Below are 16,139 nucleotides of genomic sequence, written 5' to 3'. Positions count from 1 at the left end.
CACACCTCTTTATGTACCGTGTAAAAATAACAAATGGCTTATGTCTTATTCTAACTACTATGCGGCTTCCGGGCTTTTCCATGGATCTATGTCGTCGGTGATGGGAACGCAGTTCGACATCTTGATGGTCGGTGGCGACCCCCGTCTTCTTGGTACGGTCTGGGAAAAGATCGAATCGGAAGTGCGGCGGCTGGATAAGATGCTGAACCGGTTCGATCCGGAGAGCGAAGTCTCGTTTGTTAACCGGGAAGCCGGACATTATCCGGTGACGGTGGGAGAAGAACTTTGGGAGATATTGCAGGACTGCAAGCGCTATAATGAATTGACGGAAGGATATTTTGATATAACTTTGCAGGGATTCAACCAGGTATTGTTGACGGAGGAAGATAAAAGTATTTTTTTCTTTTCCGAATCTTTACACATCGATCTCGGCGGGTACGGGAAAGGATATGCGCTTGCAAAAATACGGGAATTGTTGGAAGAGAACGGAATCGCAAAGGCCCTTATTAATTTCGGAAATAGTTCGGTTCTGGCGGTCGGTACGCATCCGTGCGGCGAATATTGGCCGGTTGGCCTTGACAATCCGTTTACGAAGGAGCGGATTGCCGATTTGAAATTGTGTGACAGTTCGCTATCGACATCGGGAAATATGCCTTCCCATCCGCGCCACATTGTGAACCCGCATACGGGAACATTCGTGGATGAAAAGAAAATGGTGTCGGTTGTGGCAAAAGATCCGGTCGTGGCGGAGATTCTGACAACAGCCTTTATGATTGCCGATGATGAACGTATCCCGGTAATCGCATCTCATTTTGATATTTATGAAAAACATGTATATAAGTTATGAAAAATGATGAGAATTCAGTCAATTTAAGCCGACGGGGCTTCTTCAAGGAGCTGGGAATGATTGGCGGAGGCGGTGCGCTGCTTTCTGCATTTCCCTGGTTGCAGTCCTGTAGTGCCGACGATAAGGTACAGATCGCAAAGGAAAAAGTACGGATCGGATTTATCGGTACAGGTTCACGCGGGCAGTACCACCTGAATAATCTGAAGACAATACCGTATGCCGATGTGGTAGCCTTGTGTGATAATTATCCTCCCCATCTGAAAGAGGCTTCGGCTCTCTATCCGAAAGCCAAGACGTATGACGACTACCGGAAACTTTTGGAAGACAAAGATGTACAGGCTGTCATGATCGCAACCCCGTTGTATGAACATGCACATATCACAATAGACGCGTTGCATGCGGGCAAGCATACGTTCTGCGAGAAATCAATGGCGATGACCTGTTCGGATTGCCTGGATATGTATAATGTATTTAAAGAATCCGGCAAAGTGATGTTTATAGGCCAGCAACGCTTGTATGATCCGAAATATATAAAGGCCATGGAAATGATCCATGCCGGATTGTTGGGCGAGATCAATTCGATACGGGCGTATTGGTTCCGTAATAACGACTGGCGCCGTCCCGTCCCATCTCCCGACTTGGAGCGTAAGATCAATTGGCGTTTATATAAGGAATATTCATGCGGTTTGGTGACGGAACTGGCTACCCATCAGTTGCAGGTCGGAAACTGGGCGCTCCGGATGCTACCCGAAAAGGTGGCCGGTATGGGAGATATCGTCTATTGGAAGGATGGCCGCGAAGTGTATGACAGCATCAACCTGATTTATCATTATCCGAACGGTGTGAAGATGACGTACGAATCCATGATCGCCAATAAGTTTTACGGCCTTGAAGAGGAAATTCTGGGAAGTAAGGGAACGATGGAACCGGAAAAGGGAAAATATTATTTTGAGGATGTCGAACCTGCTCCCGGAATCATGCAGCTGATCAATCAGATCGAGCATCAGATCTTCGATAATGTTTCATTCGCCGGTCCGAGCTGGGTGCCGGAAACCGCATCGGTAAACAAGGGACATCTGATCATGGATAAAGTGACGAGCATCAGCGGGCAGTCCTCGGTCGGAGCATCCGGAGACGGCTCCGTCGAGCTGGTTACGGCTTTTTGTGAAGCGGCCATTACCGGTAAACCGGTTCCTGATTTGGTAGAAGAGGCTTATTATTCTTCTGTCTTGGGGCTGTTGGGTTTGCAGGCGATTGATGAAGGACGGGTGATTACTTTCCCGGATGAATATAAAATACCGTATCTAAATTTCGCATGAGTATGAAAGACATCGTATTATCTGTAAAGAGACAAAAAACGGAAATTAAGATATTCTGTGTTTGTATCGTGCTTGCTTATCTGATGAATATCGTTTCTATCATTGCATACGGTACAAGTTGGTCCGAACTTTGGACACAATTACCGTGGATGCTGCTCATCACATGTGGCTTTTACGGGTTGTCGGTCGTACTTCGCCTGTTGTATTACGGCATACGGCAGTTAAGAAAATGATCTTGCTTTTCTCTTGGAAGAAAAGCAGCTGAAAGTGTAAGGTCGTTCTACCACTTTTCCATCGGGAGAAGGTGGTAGAACGATTTTTATATGTTTTTGATTGATCCCTTATCGTTTTTTTCAGCCTGAGTTCTTTCCTTTGCCCAATAAATCTGATAAAAATGAAAAAGACGATTTTACTTTTCTCAATTCTGTTGGCATCGTGTGCCGGAAAGCAGACGCAAGAGATCCGGACGATGGAACGTTTGTCCACAGCATCTCGCAACGACTACTATGTAAGTAACCGGGCTCCGTTACAACCATTGCAATTTATCAAGCTGCCCGCCGGAAGCATTGAGCCGGAAGGCTGGATCAAGCGACAGGTCGAATTACAGAAGGATGGGCTTTGCGGTCACCTGGGAGAGATTAGCGCCTGGCTGCAAAAAGGGAACAATGCCTGGCTGAAGAACGGTGGCGAATGGGGATGGGAAGAAGTGCCCTACTGGCTGCGTGGTTATGGTAATATGGCGTATGCCTTGAAAGACGAGGCCTTGTTGAAGGAGACGAATTTCTGGATAGAAGCCATCCTGGCAAGTCAGCGGACGGACGGTAATTTCGGACCGGTGCATCTGAATAACGGTAAACAGGATTTTTGGCCGAACATGATCGTTCTCTGGATCATGCAATCCTATCATGAATATACGAACGATAATCGGGTGATCGATTTTATGACCCGCTATTGTCATTATCTGCAAACGGTTCCCGATGATGCTTTTCTGTCCAGCTATTGGGAAAACAGCCGCGGAGGAGATAATCTTTGGAGTGTGGTCTGGCTGTATAACCGCACGGGCGATGAGTCGCTTCTTCCGCTTGCCGAAAAGATTCACCGGAATACGGCGGACTGGACAAAATCGACTCAGCTTCCGAACTGGCACAATGTGAATGTCGCCCAGTGTTTCCGCGAACCTGCCACCTATTATCTGTTTACAAAAGACTCTGCCATGTTGGCTGCCAGCTATAATGTCCAAAGTTTGATACGCCGTGCTTTCGGCCAGGTCCCCGGCGGGATGTTCGGGGCGGACGAGAATGCCCGTATCGGTTTCTTCGATCCTCGGCAGGGAACGGAGACTTGTGGTTTTGTGGAGCAGATGGCCTCCGACGAGATCATGCTTCTGATCAGTGGCGATCCTTATTGGGCCGATCATCTCGAAGATGTCGCGTTCAACAGCTACCCGGCTTCTTTGATGCCGGATTACCGGGCACTTCGTTATCTGACTTGTCCGAATATGGCGATCAGCGATTCACGCAACCATCATCCGGGGTTGGATAACTCCGGCCCGTTCCTGGCCATGAACCCGTTCAGCAGTCGTTGCTGCCAGCACAACCATGGCTTTGGCTGGCCCTATTATGTCGAGCATTTGGTATTGGCGACACCGGACAACGGGGTGGCTGCCGTTTTATATAATTCTTGTAAGGCTAATGTAAAGGTGGGCGACGGAACGGAAATCACCTTGCATGAACAGACGAATTATCCGTTTGAAGAAATGACACGTTTCACGGTTGGAACCCCGAAAACCGTATCTTTCCCCTTTTATCTCCGTATCCCGTCCTGGTGTAAAAATGCTTCTGTTCAGATTAACGGGAAAACTCAGCAGGCGAAGCTCACTCCCGGAACATATGCTTGTATCGAACGGGAATGGAAAGATGGTGACGAGGTTGTCTTGAACCTTCCGATGGAATATGCCGTTCGCCGGTGGCAGGTAAATAAGAACAGTGTCAGTGTCGATTACGGCCCGCTTACCCTGTCCTTGAAAGTAGAAGAAGAATACAAGCAAATGCCCAGTACCGAGACTGCCGTTTGGGATTCCAAATGGCAGGAAGGAGCAGATGCCTCCGCATGGCCGACATTTGAGATTCTGCCGGGGAGCCCATGGAACTATGCGTTGAAGGTCCAGTCGCCCGTCACTTTGCAACGTAAAAACTGGCCTTCGGACAACAATCCTTTCACCCTCTCTTCCGTCCCGATGGAATTTAAGGCACAAGGACGTTTGGTCCCGGATTGGAAAATCGACGAATATGGATTATGCGGAGTCCTTCCATACGAAAACGCCCGCAAGTCTGACCGTTTGGACGAAATCACTCTGGTCCCTATGGGAGCAGCGAGGTTGAGGATTTCCGCTTTCCCGGTGGCCGAATGATGTTTGGTATAAATGTTTTTGGACAAAGGAATAAAAACGTACCTTTGTCCAAAATCATAAAATACTCAATATGACAACATTAGATGTAGATTCCTTGCGCATCGAACTTATGCGTGATATACTGGACACGGAAGATATCGACGTGCTGAAAACCGTTAAGCGCACTTTGACACGTGCTCTTGCCAAAGTGAAAGAGCGGCAGGTAGCGGCAGGTCGTCAACGAGGAAGAGGTGGAGTATATCAGCAAGCAGGAAATTCTGGACGGTATCCGTTCGGGGCTGAACGAGTTCTATCAGGCGAAGAAGGCAGGCAAGAAATTACCTGATGCAGAAGAATTGCTTCATGGACTATAGAATAAATATATATCAACTTTTGCCAAAGAATTGAGACGCCTTGGCAAAAAATACCATTCCATGTCGCAGGATTATGCCCGTTTGCTGGCTGAACTCCACGTCAATCCCGAAGCCGGTGTCAGCCTGGGTGGCGGAGTCCGGAAGGTACGGATGGCGATCGACAGCAAGAATAAAGGTAAAAGTCATGGTGCACGTGTAATTACTTTTACTTACTCTGTCGATGAGGAAACCGGAACAATTGTTCTTTTTATATGTATGATAAAGAAGAGCGTGAAACGATCTCGTCAGATGAAATCACGAAACTTCTTGCTCTGGTAAAGAAAGAGAATGGCTTGTAATTCCATGTAATTTAATTTTTCGTTCCCGTTTGCTTCAGATATTCCGATGGTGTCTTTCCGTATTGTTTCTGGAAACAGGTAGAGAAATAAGCCGGGGAGGAGAAGCCTACTTGGAAAGCGATCTCGCTTATGCGGTTCTCCCCGTTCTGCATCAGCAGGATCGCTTTTTTTAAGCGGGCAATGCGGATGAAGTCGTTAGGGGAAATACCGGACAGGCCCTTGACTTTACGGTAGAGGCTGGATGTGCTCATTCCCATTGTGTCGGCAAGCATTTCAACAGAAAGGGCTTCGTTGCTGAGGTTCTCTTCCAGATACTCGTTCAGTTTGCGAAGGAAAATATCATCTACCGGTGAAACGGCGAGGGAGGCTACCGGAGCGAGCGGTTTCTCTAAATATGTTTTGTTCAGCAGCTCGCGGTTTTTCAAAAGGTTGCTGACTTGTGCCGTCAGCAGTTCGATGGAGAATGGCTTCTCCATATAGGCATCGGCCCCCGTGTTCAGGCCTTTCAGGCGCGATTGCAGGTTATGTTGTGCTGTCAGCAAGATAAACGGGATGTGGCTGACATTGACATCATTTTTCACTTCGTTGCAAAGTTCGAAACCGTCCATGATCGGCATCATGACATCGCTGATGATCAGGTTGACCGTATTCTTACGGACCAGATCGAGGGCTGCTTTCCCGTTTTCCGCTTCTAACACCTGATATGTTTCCTTCAGTTCGCGGGCGATAAAGTGGCGCATGTCATCCTGGTCTTCGACAATCAAGATCACGGATTTGCCGGTTTCGGTCAAAGTAACAATTTCCGTATTCTCTTTTTCGTTTCCGGCAGCGATCCGATAACAGCCTTCTTGCTGTTCCGGCAACATCAAGACAAACTGGTTCAAGCCGTCCGGCGTTTGCCGGTAGAAGAGTTTGCCGCGGTGGAACTCGGCTAAAGAGTGGGCTAACGATAAACCGATACCGCTGCCCTGCCGATTTTCTGTCTCTTTGAGCCGATAGAACGGGTTGAATATGTTCTCGGTTTCACTGTCGGGGATCAGATGTCCGTCGTTGGTGACGAGCAAGGCGAACATTCGCTCTTCACCCGAAGGAGGAAGCAGCTCGAGCGATATCCGGTTGTCCGAATACTTCAGTGCGTTGCTGACCAGGTTACTGACGATCTTGGAGAACGCTTCCCGGTCCAGGCTGGCTTCGAAAGGTTGTTCCGGTAGTTTGACCGTGAAAATCTTGTTCTCTTGTTCGAAAGCCGGGCGAAACGGGTGCAGGATCGTTTCCAGCCAGAGGACGACATCGGTCGTGGCATAGTTTAGTTTGAACCCACGGCTTTCCGTCTTGCGGAAGTCCAATAACTGATTGCTGAGGTCTAACAGCCGGCCGGTGTTTTTCTCGATGATCCGCAAGTTCTCTTGTGTGGCAGGTGTCCCATCTCCCGAACGGAGGATTTTTTCCAACGGAGCCTTGATCAGGGTGAGTGGTGTCCGTATTTCATGTGTGATAAAGGTAAAGAACTGTATTTTTGCATCGTAAAGCTCTTTCTCCTTCTTGCTTTCGAATATTTCGCGGTTGATGCGGTGTTTCTCTTCCAGTTTGGCTTTTTTATAGTTATACCAAAGTATGATCAACAGGCATAAGATCAGAAAATAAATGAGCAATGCCCATCCGGTAGCCCAGAACGGCGGTGTCACTGTGATCCGGAGAGTCGTTTCGTTATCCTGCCAAACTCCGCTGCTGTTGGTCGATTTTACACGGAAAACATAGTTGCCGGGTGACAGGTTGGCAAAGGTCACGTCTTTATTCTGTTTCATATAGATCCAGTCCTTGTCACTTCCGTCCAGGCGGTAGGCATACTGGAGCGCGTCCGGTGAGGTGTAGCTCAATGCGACATACGAAAGGGTAAAGGTCGAACGGTTATGCGGAAGCCTTAATTCTCCGTTTTTCATAATCCGGTTGACGTTATATTTAGGAGCACCGATACGGTCGTCCTGCACATCTATGCGAGTGATGCATACCGGCGGGGAGTAAACATCTTCTTTAAAATCACGCGGATTAAAGGCTATCATTCCGTTAATAGTTCCCATATACATGGTCCCGTCCGGCATTTTGTAGGCGGAACAATAGTTGAATTGCGCTTCGGGCAGGCCATCCGTGTATGAGAAAGTTTTCATCACGTATGTCTCCGGATTAAAACGAACCAGCCCGTTGGCTGTTGCAATCCAGAAAAGATGTTCGTCGTCTTCCAATATACGGTATACGATATTGCTGGGCAGTCCGTTTTCGATTGTGATGCGGTTGAATGAATCCGATATTTCGTTATATAGAGAGAATCCGTAGACGGTTGTCACCCAAATCCTGTTTTTCGAATCTTCGAATATGGAAGTCACGTTATTGTCGCCGATGGTCTGCGACCGTTCGCGGCTGGATGTATAATGTGCAAACTTCTTGTCGGTTTGGGAATAGCGGTAAGCGCCGGAAGAAGTCGCGATCCATATGTCTCCTTTGCTGTCTTTGAAGATTTGACGCACCAGCGATTTGATCTCTGTTCCCCAGGGAATGAAACGTTCTTCTTTTTTATTGAAGAGGACAAGCCCGGCGGAGGTCCCGATCAGGATTTCGTCTTCTGAAAGTTTGCAAAAGCAGAGTATGAAGTCTGCCGGAAGCAGATTGCCGGTATTGCTCCGGGTATATCGTTCGATGACTTTTCCGGAAGGAATATCCAACAGGTCTATTCCGGTGTTGAATGTCCCTACCCATAACCGGTTGCCGTCGGTAAGCAGACCGTGGATATTGGTTGCCGAAAGCGGGTGGAAGGGGTTGGTACGGGAGAAGTTTGTGATCTCGCCTGTAGCGGGGGTGTAGCGGTTGATCCCGTTGTCTTCCGTCCCTAACCAGAGGTTGCCGTACTGGTCCGGACAGATTTCGCGTACGGCATTTCCCAACATTCCCGAATGGGTTTTTCCTCCGATAAAGTATTTGAACGGGACATATTCTTTGGGCAGATAATTGATCCCACCGAAAAAGGTGGTAACCCATATTCCTCCTTCACGGTCTTTTGTGATCGAGTAGACTGCATTGTCGGAAATCGTATATTCGTTTGTTAACGATTTTTGCAGGTGCGTGATGCTCCGGTCCACCATATTCAATATATAGATACCGGATTCGGATGCGATCCAATAGGTATTTTCACTGTACTGTTTGATGTCGCGGACCTGTATGTCAGGAATGACCGTTTCCGTTTTCCGGCTGTGCCGGTCGTAGAACTTGAGTCCCGCACGATCTGTTCCGACCAGTATGCCCCAGTCCGGCACGAGGCAAAGCTTGGAAAGGTTGATCGGGTTTTCTTTTTCCTTTTCGGTCAGTAACGGGATATGGACGAATTTGTCTGTCTCCGGTTTGTAGAAAAACAGATCGCTGCGTCCGGCGAGGATCGGTTCGCTCTCTTCGTTCATCGTGATGTCTATTAGGCTAACTTGTTCTCCTTCGGAATAGAAATGCGGGCTGCTTTCGCCGGAAAGAGCATAACGGGCAATCCGGTTGTAACTCATCAGCCATAAATTTCCTTTATTGTCTTCCCTGATTTGTTGGAAATATTCCGGAGTGTTGTTGCTGTCGGAAAAGGTCAGAGGATGAAATGTATCTGTTTGATAGTCGTAATAGCAGGTGTGGGAATAGGTGCAGACCCATATCCTGCCGGTCGAATCTTCGAAAAGGCTGATGATCCTGTCGTTCGGCAGGCTTTCCGGGTCGTACGAGTTGTAGCGGTAAATACGGAACTGGTGACCGTCGAAGCGGTTCAGCCCGTCGTCCGTCCCGAACCACATGAATCCTTTTTTATCCTGTAGGGCACAATAGACCGTGTTGTGTGATAATCCTTGTTTGTTGGTATAGTGGCGGAAATACAAATCGTGCGCCTTGCCGGAGTAGGGAAGGAGTAGCAACAGCAAGCCTGTTATGGTTGTCAGGAAAAATTTCATACAAAGTAGTTGTTCATCTTTCGTACGCTGCAAAAATAAGTAAAAAAACACTATTTGAGAGGCTTTTGTACGATTTTGATTGATATTTGAAAGCTTCGGATTGATCCTTGAAAGAGGTTTTAAAGATGTGGAAATATCTTTGCATCAGGATTTCAGACAAAAGAAATTTAAGTTCTTATGAATGTTGTGCTTTATTATACATATAGAAAAATGAAGGGAACCTCTCTGATACTATTGGTGGTTTGCTGCCTTGGGATACTGAACGTATCCTGCGGTTCAGGAGATTTGTTTCAGCCGGATAAGAAGAGTGCCTTGCGTTCTCCGGCTTATCCTCTGATAACAATAGATCCTTACACCAGTATTTGGTCGTTTACGGACCGGCTGAACGAGGATGTGACCCGTCACTGGACCGGAAAGGGGCAGGGGCTGTTGGGCGTTATCGATGTTGATGGGGTTTCTTATCGTTTTATGGGGAAAGAAGTTTCGACGGAAGAGACTCCGGTACGTTTTGAAAAAGCAGCGATTCAACGGTCGGTGAATGTTCTTCCGACACAGACCTATTATACATTCGAATGTGGTCCGATCTGTTTGGATCTCATTTTTACGTCTCCTCTTTTGTTGGATGATCTGGACCGTATGTCCACGCCTGTCAACTATATATCCTGGCAGGTCCATGCCACGGATGGAAAGGCACATGAAACCCGTCTGACGGTCGAGGCTTCTCCTTCTTTGGCTGTTCATTCGGACGATCAGGCTGTGACAGTGGCCTTTGAAGAGGAAAACGGCATTTCGTATCTGAAAGCCGGAACCGTCGAGCAACCTGTCTTGGTACGTAAAGGAGATGATGTCCGTATCGACTGGGGATATTTTTATCTGGCAGCCCGGACGAAAAAACAGACAGAGATGAAAGTGAACGACCGGCAACAACTTGTTTTCAGTCACGATATGAAGACAATGTCCGGTTCTCCTCAATCAGGTTTCCTGATGGTCGGCTATGACGATTTGTATTCGATCCAGTATTTCAAGGACAATCGTATGGGATATTGGAAGCATAACGGGAAGAAAAACATTCGGCAGGCCTTTGAAGGATCGGCTGAAGAATATCGTTCGGTTATGGATCGCTGCCGGCATTTCGACACTCGTTTGATGGAGGATGCGGAAAAGGCCGGAGGAAAAGAATATGCAGAACTTTGTGCCGTCGCTTACCGCCAGGCGGTAGCTGCCCACAAACTCGTGGAAGATAAAGATGGGAACCTGTTGTTCCTTTCCAAAGAGAATTTCAGCAATGGTTCGATCGGTACGGTTGATGTGACGTATCCGTCTGCTCCCTTGTTCTTGCTTTATAACCCGGAACTTCTGAAAGGTATGTTGAATCCGATTTTTTATTACAGTGAAAGCGGACAATGGAACAAGCCTTTTGCCGCCCATGATGTCGGGACCTATCCGCATGCCAACGGGCAAACGTATCCATTCGATATGCCGGTCGAAGAATGTGGGAATATGTTGATTCTGACAACAGCCATCGCTCTGCGCGAAGGCAATGCGGATTATGCCCGCAAGCATTGGAAAACATTGGGCGTTTGGGCTAATTACTTGTTGAAAGAAGGGCTTGATCCGGAGAACCAGTTGTGTACGGATGATTTTGCCGGACATTTGGCTCATAATGCCAACCTTTCGATAAAAGCGATCATGGGTATTGCCGGATATGGCAAATTGGCCGAGATGTTGGGAGATGAGGAACAGGCGGTTCGGTATGTTTCTGCCGCTCGTGAAATGGCGAAGAAATGGGAACGGATGGCTGACGATGGAGATCATTTCCGGTTGACATTCGATCGGGAAAACACTTGGAGCCAGAAGTACAATCTGGTTTGGGATAAAGTGTTGGGTTTGCATATTTTTCCGGACAGGATCGCCCGGAAAGAGGTCGCTTTCTATTTGAACCGGCAGCAGCCGTTCGGCCTTCCGCTTGACAGTCGCAAGACCTATACCAAAGTCGATTGGATCTTATGGACGGCCTGCCTGGCTGATACTCAAGAAGATTTCTCGCGTTTGGTTTCACCCGCGTATAAATATGTGAACGAAACCGAACCTCGCGTGCCTTTGACCGACTGGTACGAGGCGACCGACGGCCGGTCCATCAATATGCGTGCCCGCTCGGTGGTAGGCGGCTTTTTTATGAAGATGTTGGAACAGCAGATGCATAAACCTTCTTGTCGTCCGGAACCGGCGGAAGAACCGGCCACAGTGGCCAAGAGCACTTACCGGAATCCGGTGATCGATTACAGCTTGCCTGATCCGACCGTCATCAAAGCGAATGATGGCTATTTCTATCTGTATGCAACCGAAGATATCCGCAACACGCCGATCCATCGTTCACGCAACTTGGTGGACTGGGAAGAGATCGGGACGGCTTTCACGGAAGAAACACGTCCGACCTTCGAACCGAAAGGTGGCTTATGGGCGCCGGACATCAATTATATCGGCGGACAATATGTATTATATTACTCCATGTCCGTCTGGGGAGGCGAATGGACTTGCGGGATCGGTGCCGCTATTTCCGACAAGCCGGAAGGACCGTTCATCGACAAAGGACCGTTGTTCCGAAGCAAGACAATTCAAGTTCAAAATTCTATAGACCAATTTTTCATGGAAGATAACGGGAAAAAATACCTGTTTTGGGGTAGTTTCCGCGGTATCTATGGGATAGAGCTGTCGGGAGACGGCCTATCTGTTCGGGACGGAGCCAAGAAAAGACAGGTTGCCGGAACCGCCTACGAAGGTACTTACATCCATAAAAGAGGCGATTATTATTATCTGTTTGCCTCGATAGGGAGTTGTTGTGAAGGATTGAAAAGTACCTATACTACAGTTGTAGGCCGTTCTGACAGCCTGTTCGGCCCGTACACGGACAAACAGGGGCAGCCGATGATGGAAAATCATCACGAGATATTGATCCATGGAAATGATGCTTTTGTCGGCACGGGGCATAATTCGGAAATCGTGGCGGACGACCGTGGAAACGACTGGATCCTCTATCACGCCGTGAGCCGGGCGCATCCTACCGGACGTGTCTTGATGTTGGACCGGATCCGTTGGAAAGATGGCTGGCCGGAAGTCGAAGGGGCAAGTCCTTCGCTGGAAGCGGAAGCTCCGGAGTTTGTTAATTGAGAAAATTGAGAATTATAATCATTTACAAATCATAAATCATAAATCATGAAAAAGGCCTTATTAGTATGTTGTGCATTGGCACTGACCTTGGGCGCACAGGCTCAATGGAAACCGGTAGGAGATAAGATCAAGACACCGTGGTCGGAACAAGTGAATCCGACGAACGTCCTTCCCGAATATCCCCGTCCGCAATTGGAACGTGGAGATTGGCAGAATCTGAACGGCGAATGGGAATATGCCATCAAACCGGTCGGCGATGTAGAACCGGCAACGTTCGATGGCAAGATTTTGGTTCCTTTTGCTGTCGAATCCTCTCTTTCCGGAGTCCAGAAAGAAGTAGGTGAAAAAAACGAGTTATGGTATAAACGTACTTTCTCTGTTCCTACTGCATGGAAAAATAAAGATATCGTACTGAATTTCGGTGCGGTGGATTGGAAAGCAGATGTGTTTGTCAATGACATACTGATCGGCTCCCACAAAGGAGGTTTCACTCCGTTCTCTTTCAATATTACTCCGTATCTGACCGGAAAGAGCAATCAGAAGCTGGTTGTCCGTGTATGGGACCCGAGCGATAAGGGATATCAACCGCGCGGTAAACAGACTTCCCGTCCGGAAGGTATTTGGTACACGCCTGTGACAGGTATCTGGCAGACAGTATGGTTGGAACCGGTAGCTGCCGCCCATGTGACTTCCGTGAAGTCTATTCCCAATATCGACAATAACACGCTGAATGTGACGGTCGGAACTTCTTGCAACTGCAATTCGGGTATCGTCACCGTGAAGCTGTTGGACAAAGGCCAGGTTGTGGCTTCTGCAAAAGGCGTTCAGGGAAAGGAATTGCGTTTGTCTGTACAAAACCCGACACTCTGGAGCCCGTCCAATCCTTATCTGTATGATATGACGGTTTCTTTGTCGAAAGACGGGAAGGTGCTGGATGAAGTAAAGTCATATACGGCTTTCCGCAAGATATCTTCCAAACGCGATGCTTCCGGCATTATGCGCATGCAGTTGAATAATCAGGACTTATTCCAGTATGGCCCGCTGGATCAGGGATGGTGGCCTGACGGACTTTATACGGCTCCGACAGATGAGGCCTTGCTGTTCGACATCAAGAAAACGAAAGACTGGGGCTTCAATATGATCCGTAAGCACGTGAAAGTGGAACCGGCACGTTGGTATTATCATTGCGATAAGGAAGGTATCCTGGTATGGCAGGATATGCCGAGTGGCGATCATGGTTCTTATATCTGGGATCACCATGTGTATAACGGAGGAAAAGACAATGAACGTACGCCTGAATCCAAGGCCAACTATTACCGCGAATGGAAAGAGATCATGGATCTTTGCGTATCCAATCCTTCCGTAGTTGTTTGGGTACCTTTCAACGAAGCATGGGGACAGTTTGAAACGGAAAAAGCGGCTGAATGGACAAAAACTTACGATCCTTCCCGTCTGGTGAACCCGGCAAGCGGTGGTAACCATCGTCCTTGTGGTGATATACTGGATTTGCATAACTATCCGGCTCCCGATATGTTCCTGTTCGACCCGCAGCGTGTGAACGTGTTGGGCGAATACGGCGGAATCGGTCTTCCGGTGGAAAATCACCTGTGGTGGAACAAACGCAACTGGGGGTATGTGCAGTTTAAGAATAGCGACGAAGTGACGGCTGAATATGTGAAATATGCCAATATCCTGAAAGGTTATGTAAAACGAGGATTCTCGGCTGCTGTCTACACGCAGACAACCGATGTGGAAGGTGAAGTAAACGGTTTGATGACCTACGACCGCAAAGTGATCAAGATCGATGAAGCTGCCGTAAAGAAAGCCAATCAGTCGGTTATTAACGAATTAAAGTAAAAGCATGAAACGGATTAGCATTGCTTTTCTATCTATTTTTCTGTGCGTGGCCTCTGTCTGGTCCATGCCGCGTCCCGAATACCCCCGTCCGCAGTTTGAGCGGGCGGGGTGGGTCAACCTGAATGGTGAATGGACTTGCTCGTTTGATTTCGGTGGTTCGGGAATGGAGCGCGAGTTCTATAAATCGAACGGCTTTGAAAAGAAGATCACCGTTCCCTTCTGCCCGGAAAGTAAATTGTCCGGCATAGGATATACAGACTTCATCCGTCATTTCTGGTATCAGCGTCCGATCACGATTCCACAGGAATGGAACGGAAAGAGTATTCTGCTTAATTTCGGTGCGGTCTACTATAAATCGGAAGTCTATATCGACGGTGTTTTGGCTAATCGCCATTTCGGTGGGACTTCTTCGTTTGCCGTGGATATCACTTCTCTGGTAAAGCCGGGGCAGACACACAGTCTGGTCGTCTATGTGGAGAGCGACGTGCGCGGAGCCAAACAAGCGACTGGCAAGCAGAATCTGCAATATGCCTCTTATGGCTGCAACTACACCCGTACGACCGGTATCTGGCAGACGGTCTGGATGGAAGCTGTCCATCCGGAAGGATTGCAGTCGGTTCAGGTCCTGACGGATATCGACCAGCAGCAATTGGTGGTCCGTCCCCGCTTCTACAAGGAGGCAGGAGGAAAATTGCAGGTGACGCTGAAAGACAACGGCAAGGTTGTTGCCAGCCAGACGGTTTCGGCAAGCTCCCTGTCTTCTGTGGTTCTTCCGGTTAAGAAGATGAAGACCTGGAGTCCGGAAAATCCTTTCCTCTATGGTCTGGAGTACAAGGTTTTGGATAAGAATGGAAATGTAATTGATGAGGTCAATGGTTATGCCGGTATGCGCAAGGTGCATATCGAAGGCAATAAGATTTATCTGAACAATAAGCCTTACTACCAGCGTCTGGTGCTCGATCAGGGTTTCTATCCCGACGGTATCTGGACGGCTCCGAGTGACGAGGCGTTGAAACGGGATATCGAACTCTCTATGGAGGCAGGTTTCAATGGTGCCCGCCTGCATCAGAAGGTTTTCGAAGAACGTTTCTACTATTGGGCTGATAAGATGGGTTATCTGACTTGGGGGGAAGCTTCCAGCTGGGGGATGGATTGTAACGATACGGAGACGGCTCGTAATTTCATTACCGAATGGAGTGAGATTGTGCAGCGCGACCGTAACCATCCGTCACTCCTGATCTGGACGCCGACCAACGAGGAGTTCTGGCCCGACCGTGTACAGTATCCGCGCTTGATGCACGACCTCTACAACCTGACGAAAATGATCGACCCGACGCGCCCTTTCCATGGGGCAAGCGGTGGTACGCATATCGCAACCGATATCTGGACCGTTCATAACTACGAACAGGATCCTGCCAAGTTGAAGGAAAAATTGTATAACGGCGGCAAGCTGATGGAAGCTCCGAAATGGGAAATTCATCTGATGCCGATGAATATCGGTTATAACGGCCTTAAATATACAGACCAGTATGCTTTTCCGGAATATAAGAAGGATATGCCTTACCTGGTGGATGAGTTTGGCGGAATCAAGTGGAATCCGGCACAACAGACGGAGAGCGCCCAGAATACCTCTTGGGGATACGGTGAGCCTCCTCGTTCGTTGGAAGAATTCTACACTCGCTTGGAAGGACAGGTGGATGCTGTGCTTTCTCTCTCAAATGATATTTGGGGCTATTGCTATACGCAGCTTACGGATGTGGAACAGGAGCAAAACGGTATTTATTATTACGACCGTACCCCAAAGTTCGACATGAAGCGTATCCACGCCATTTTTAGTAAGACACCAGAATCAAAATAATAACGGACTAAAATTCAA

9 protein-coding genes and 1 pseudogene are annotated in these 16,139 nt (G+C 48.2%); 9 read left to right on the top strand and 1 reads right to left on the bottom strand.

Features of this window, described 5'->3' with window-relative positions:
* The first annotated feature begins 40 nt into the window (after positions 1–40).
* The 6 genes and pseudogenes from BQ9893_RS12670 to BQ9893_RS12645 all read left to right on the top strand — a co-directional run bounded on the left by BQ9893_RS12670 (position 41) and on the right by BQ9893_RS12645 (position 5,267).
* Positions 41–847, top strand: coding sequence for an FAD:protein FMN transferase (locus tag BQ9893_RS12670; RefSeq protein ID WP_075966365.1), 807 nt, complete (start codon positions 41–43; stop codon positions 845–847).
* Positions 844–2,166 carry a Gfo/Idh/MocA family protein gene (locus BQ9893_RS12665; RefSeq protein ID WP_075966364.1) on the top strand — a complete coding sequence of 441 codons (1,323 nt, stop codon included), beginning with the start codon at positions 844–846 and terminating at the stop codon, positions 2,164–2,166. The genes BQ9893_RS12670 and BQ9893_RS12665 overlap by 4 nt, the downstream gene beginning before the upstream one ends.
* Before the next feature lie 2 nt (positions 2,167–2,168).
* Positions 2,169–2,399, top strand: a complete 231-nt coding sequence (locus tag BQ9893_RS12660) for a hypothetical protein (protein WP_075967369.1) — start codon at positions 2,169–2,171, stop codon at positions 2,397–2,399.
* 161 nt (positions 2,400–2,560) lie between these two features.
* Positions 2,561–4,576, top strand: a complete 2,016-nt coding sequence (locus BQ9893_RS12655; protein ID WP_075966363.1) for a beta-L-arabinofuranosidase domain-containing protein — start codon at positions 2,561–2,563, stop codon at positions 4,574–4,576.
* Positions 4,577–4,646: 70 nt separating this feature from the next.
* Positions 4,647–4,901 (top strand): hypothetical protein, encoded by a 255-nt coding sequence (locus tag BQ9893_RS12650; protein ID WP_075966362.1) that lies wholly within the window; start codon positions 4,647–4,649, stop codon positions 4,899–4,901.
* A 37-nt stretch (positions 4,902–4,938) separates the two neighbouring features.
* Positions 4,939–5,267 (top strand): annotated as a pseudogene (locus BQ9893_RS12645) (addiction module toxin RelE).
* 11 nt (positions 5,268–5,278) lie between these two features.
* Here BQ9893_RS12645 and BQ9893_RS12640 read toward each other — a convergent pair.
* A complete protein-coding gene (locus tag BQ9893_RS12640) occupies positions 5,279–9,238 on the bottom strand; it encodes a hybrid sensor histidine kinase/response regulator transcription factor (RefSeq protein ID WP_075966361.1) in 3,960 nt (1,319 codons plus the stop codon).
* Between the two features lie 210 nt (positions 9,239–9,448).
* Between BQ9893_RS12640 and BQ9893_RS12635 the strand changes: the two genes are divergently transcribed.
* From BQ9893_RS12635 to BQ9893_RS12625, 3 genes are read left to right on the top strand one after another with little or no spacing between them, the layout of a single operon-like run.
* Complete coding sequence (locus BQ9893_RS12635) at positions 9,449–12,406, top strand: glutaminase domain-containing protein (RefSeq protein ID WP_075967368.1); 2,958 nt, start codon at positions 9,449–9,451, stop codon at positions 12,404–12,406.
* A gap of 45 nt (positions 12,407–12,451) precedes the next feature.
* The gene (locus tag BQ9893_RS12630) at positions 12,452–14,263 is read left to right on the top strand and encodes a glycoside hydrolase family 2 protein (protein ID WP_075966360.1); all 1,812 of its coding nucleotides are present in this window, start codon (positions 12,452–12,454) and stop codon (positions 14,261–14,263) included.
* 4 nt (positions 14,264–14,267) lie between these two features.
* Positions 14,268–16,121, top strand: a complete 1,854-nt coding sequence (locus BQ9893_RS12625; RefSeq protein ID WP_075966359.1) for a glycoside hydrolase family 2 protein — start codon at positions 14,268–14,270, stop codon at positions 16,119–16,121.
* The last annotated feature ends 18 nt before the right edge of the window (positions 16,122–16,139 follow it).

This window comes from Parabacteroides massiliensis, from assembly GCF_900155425.1.
GTDB classification, from domain to species: Bacteria; Bacteroidota; Bacteroidia; order Bacteroidales; family Tannerellaceae; genus Parabacteroides; species Parabacteroides massiliensis.
Note: the sequence above shows the minus strand (reverse complement) of the source record. Positions and strands in the feature narration are given on the sequence as shown.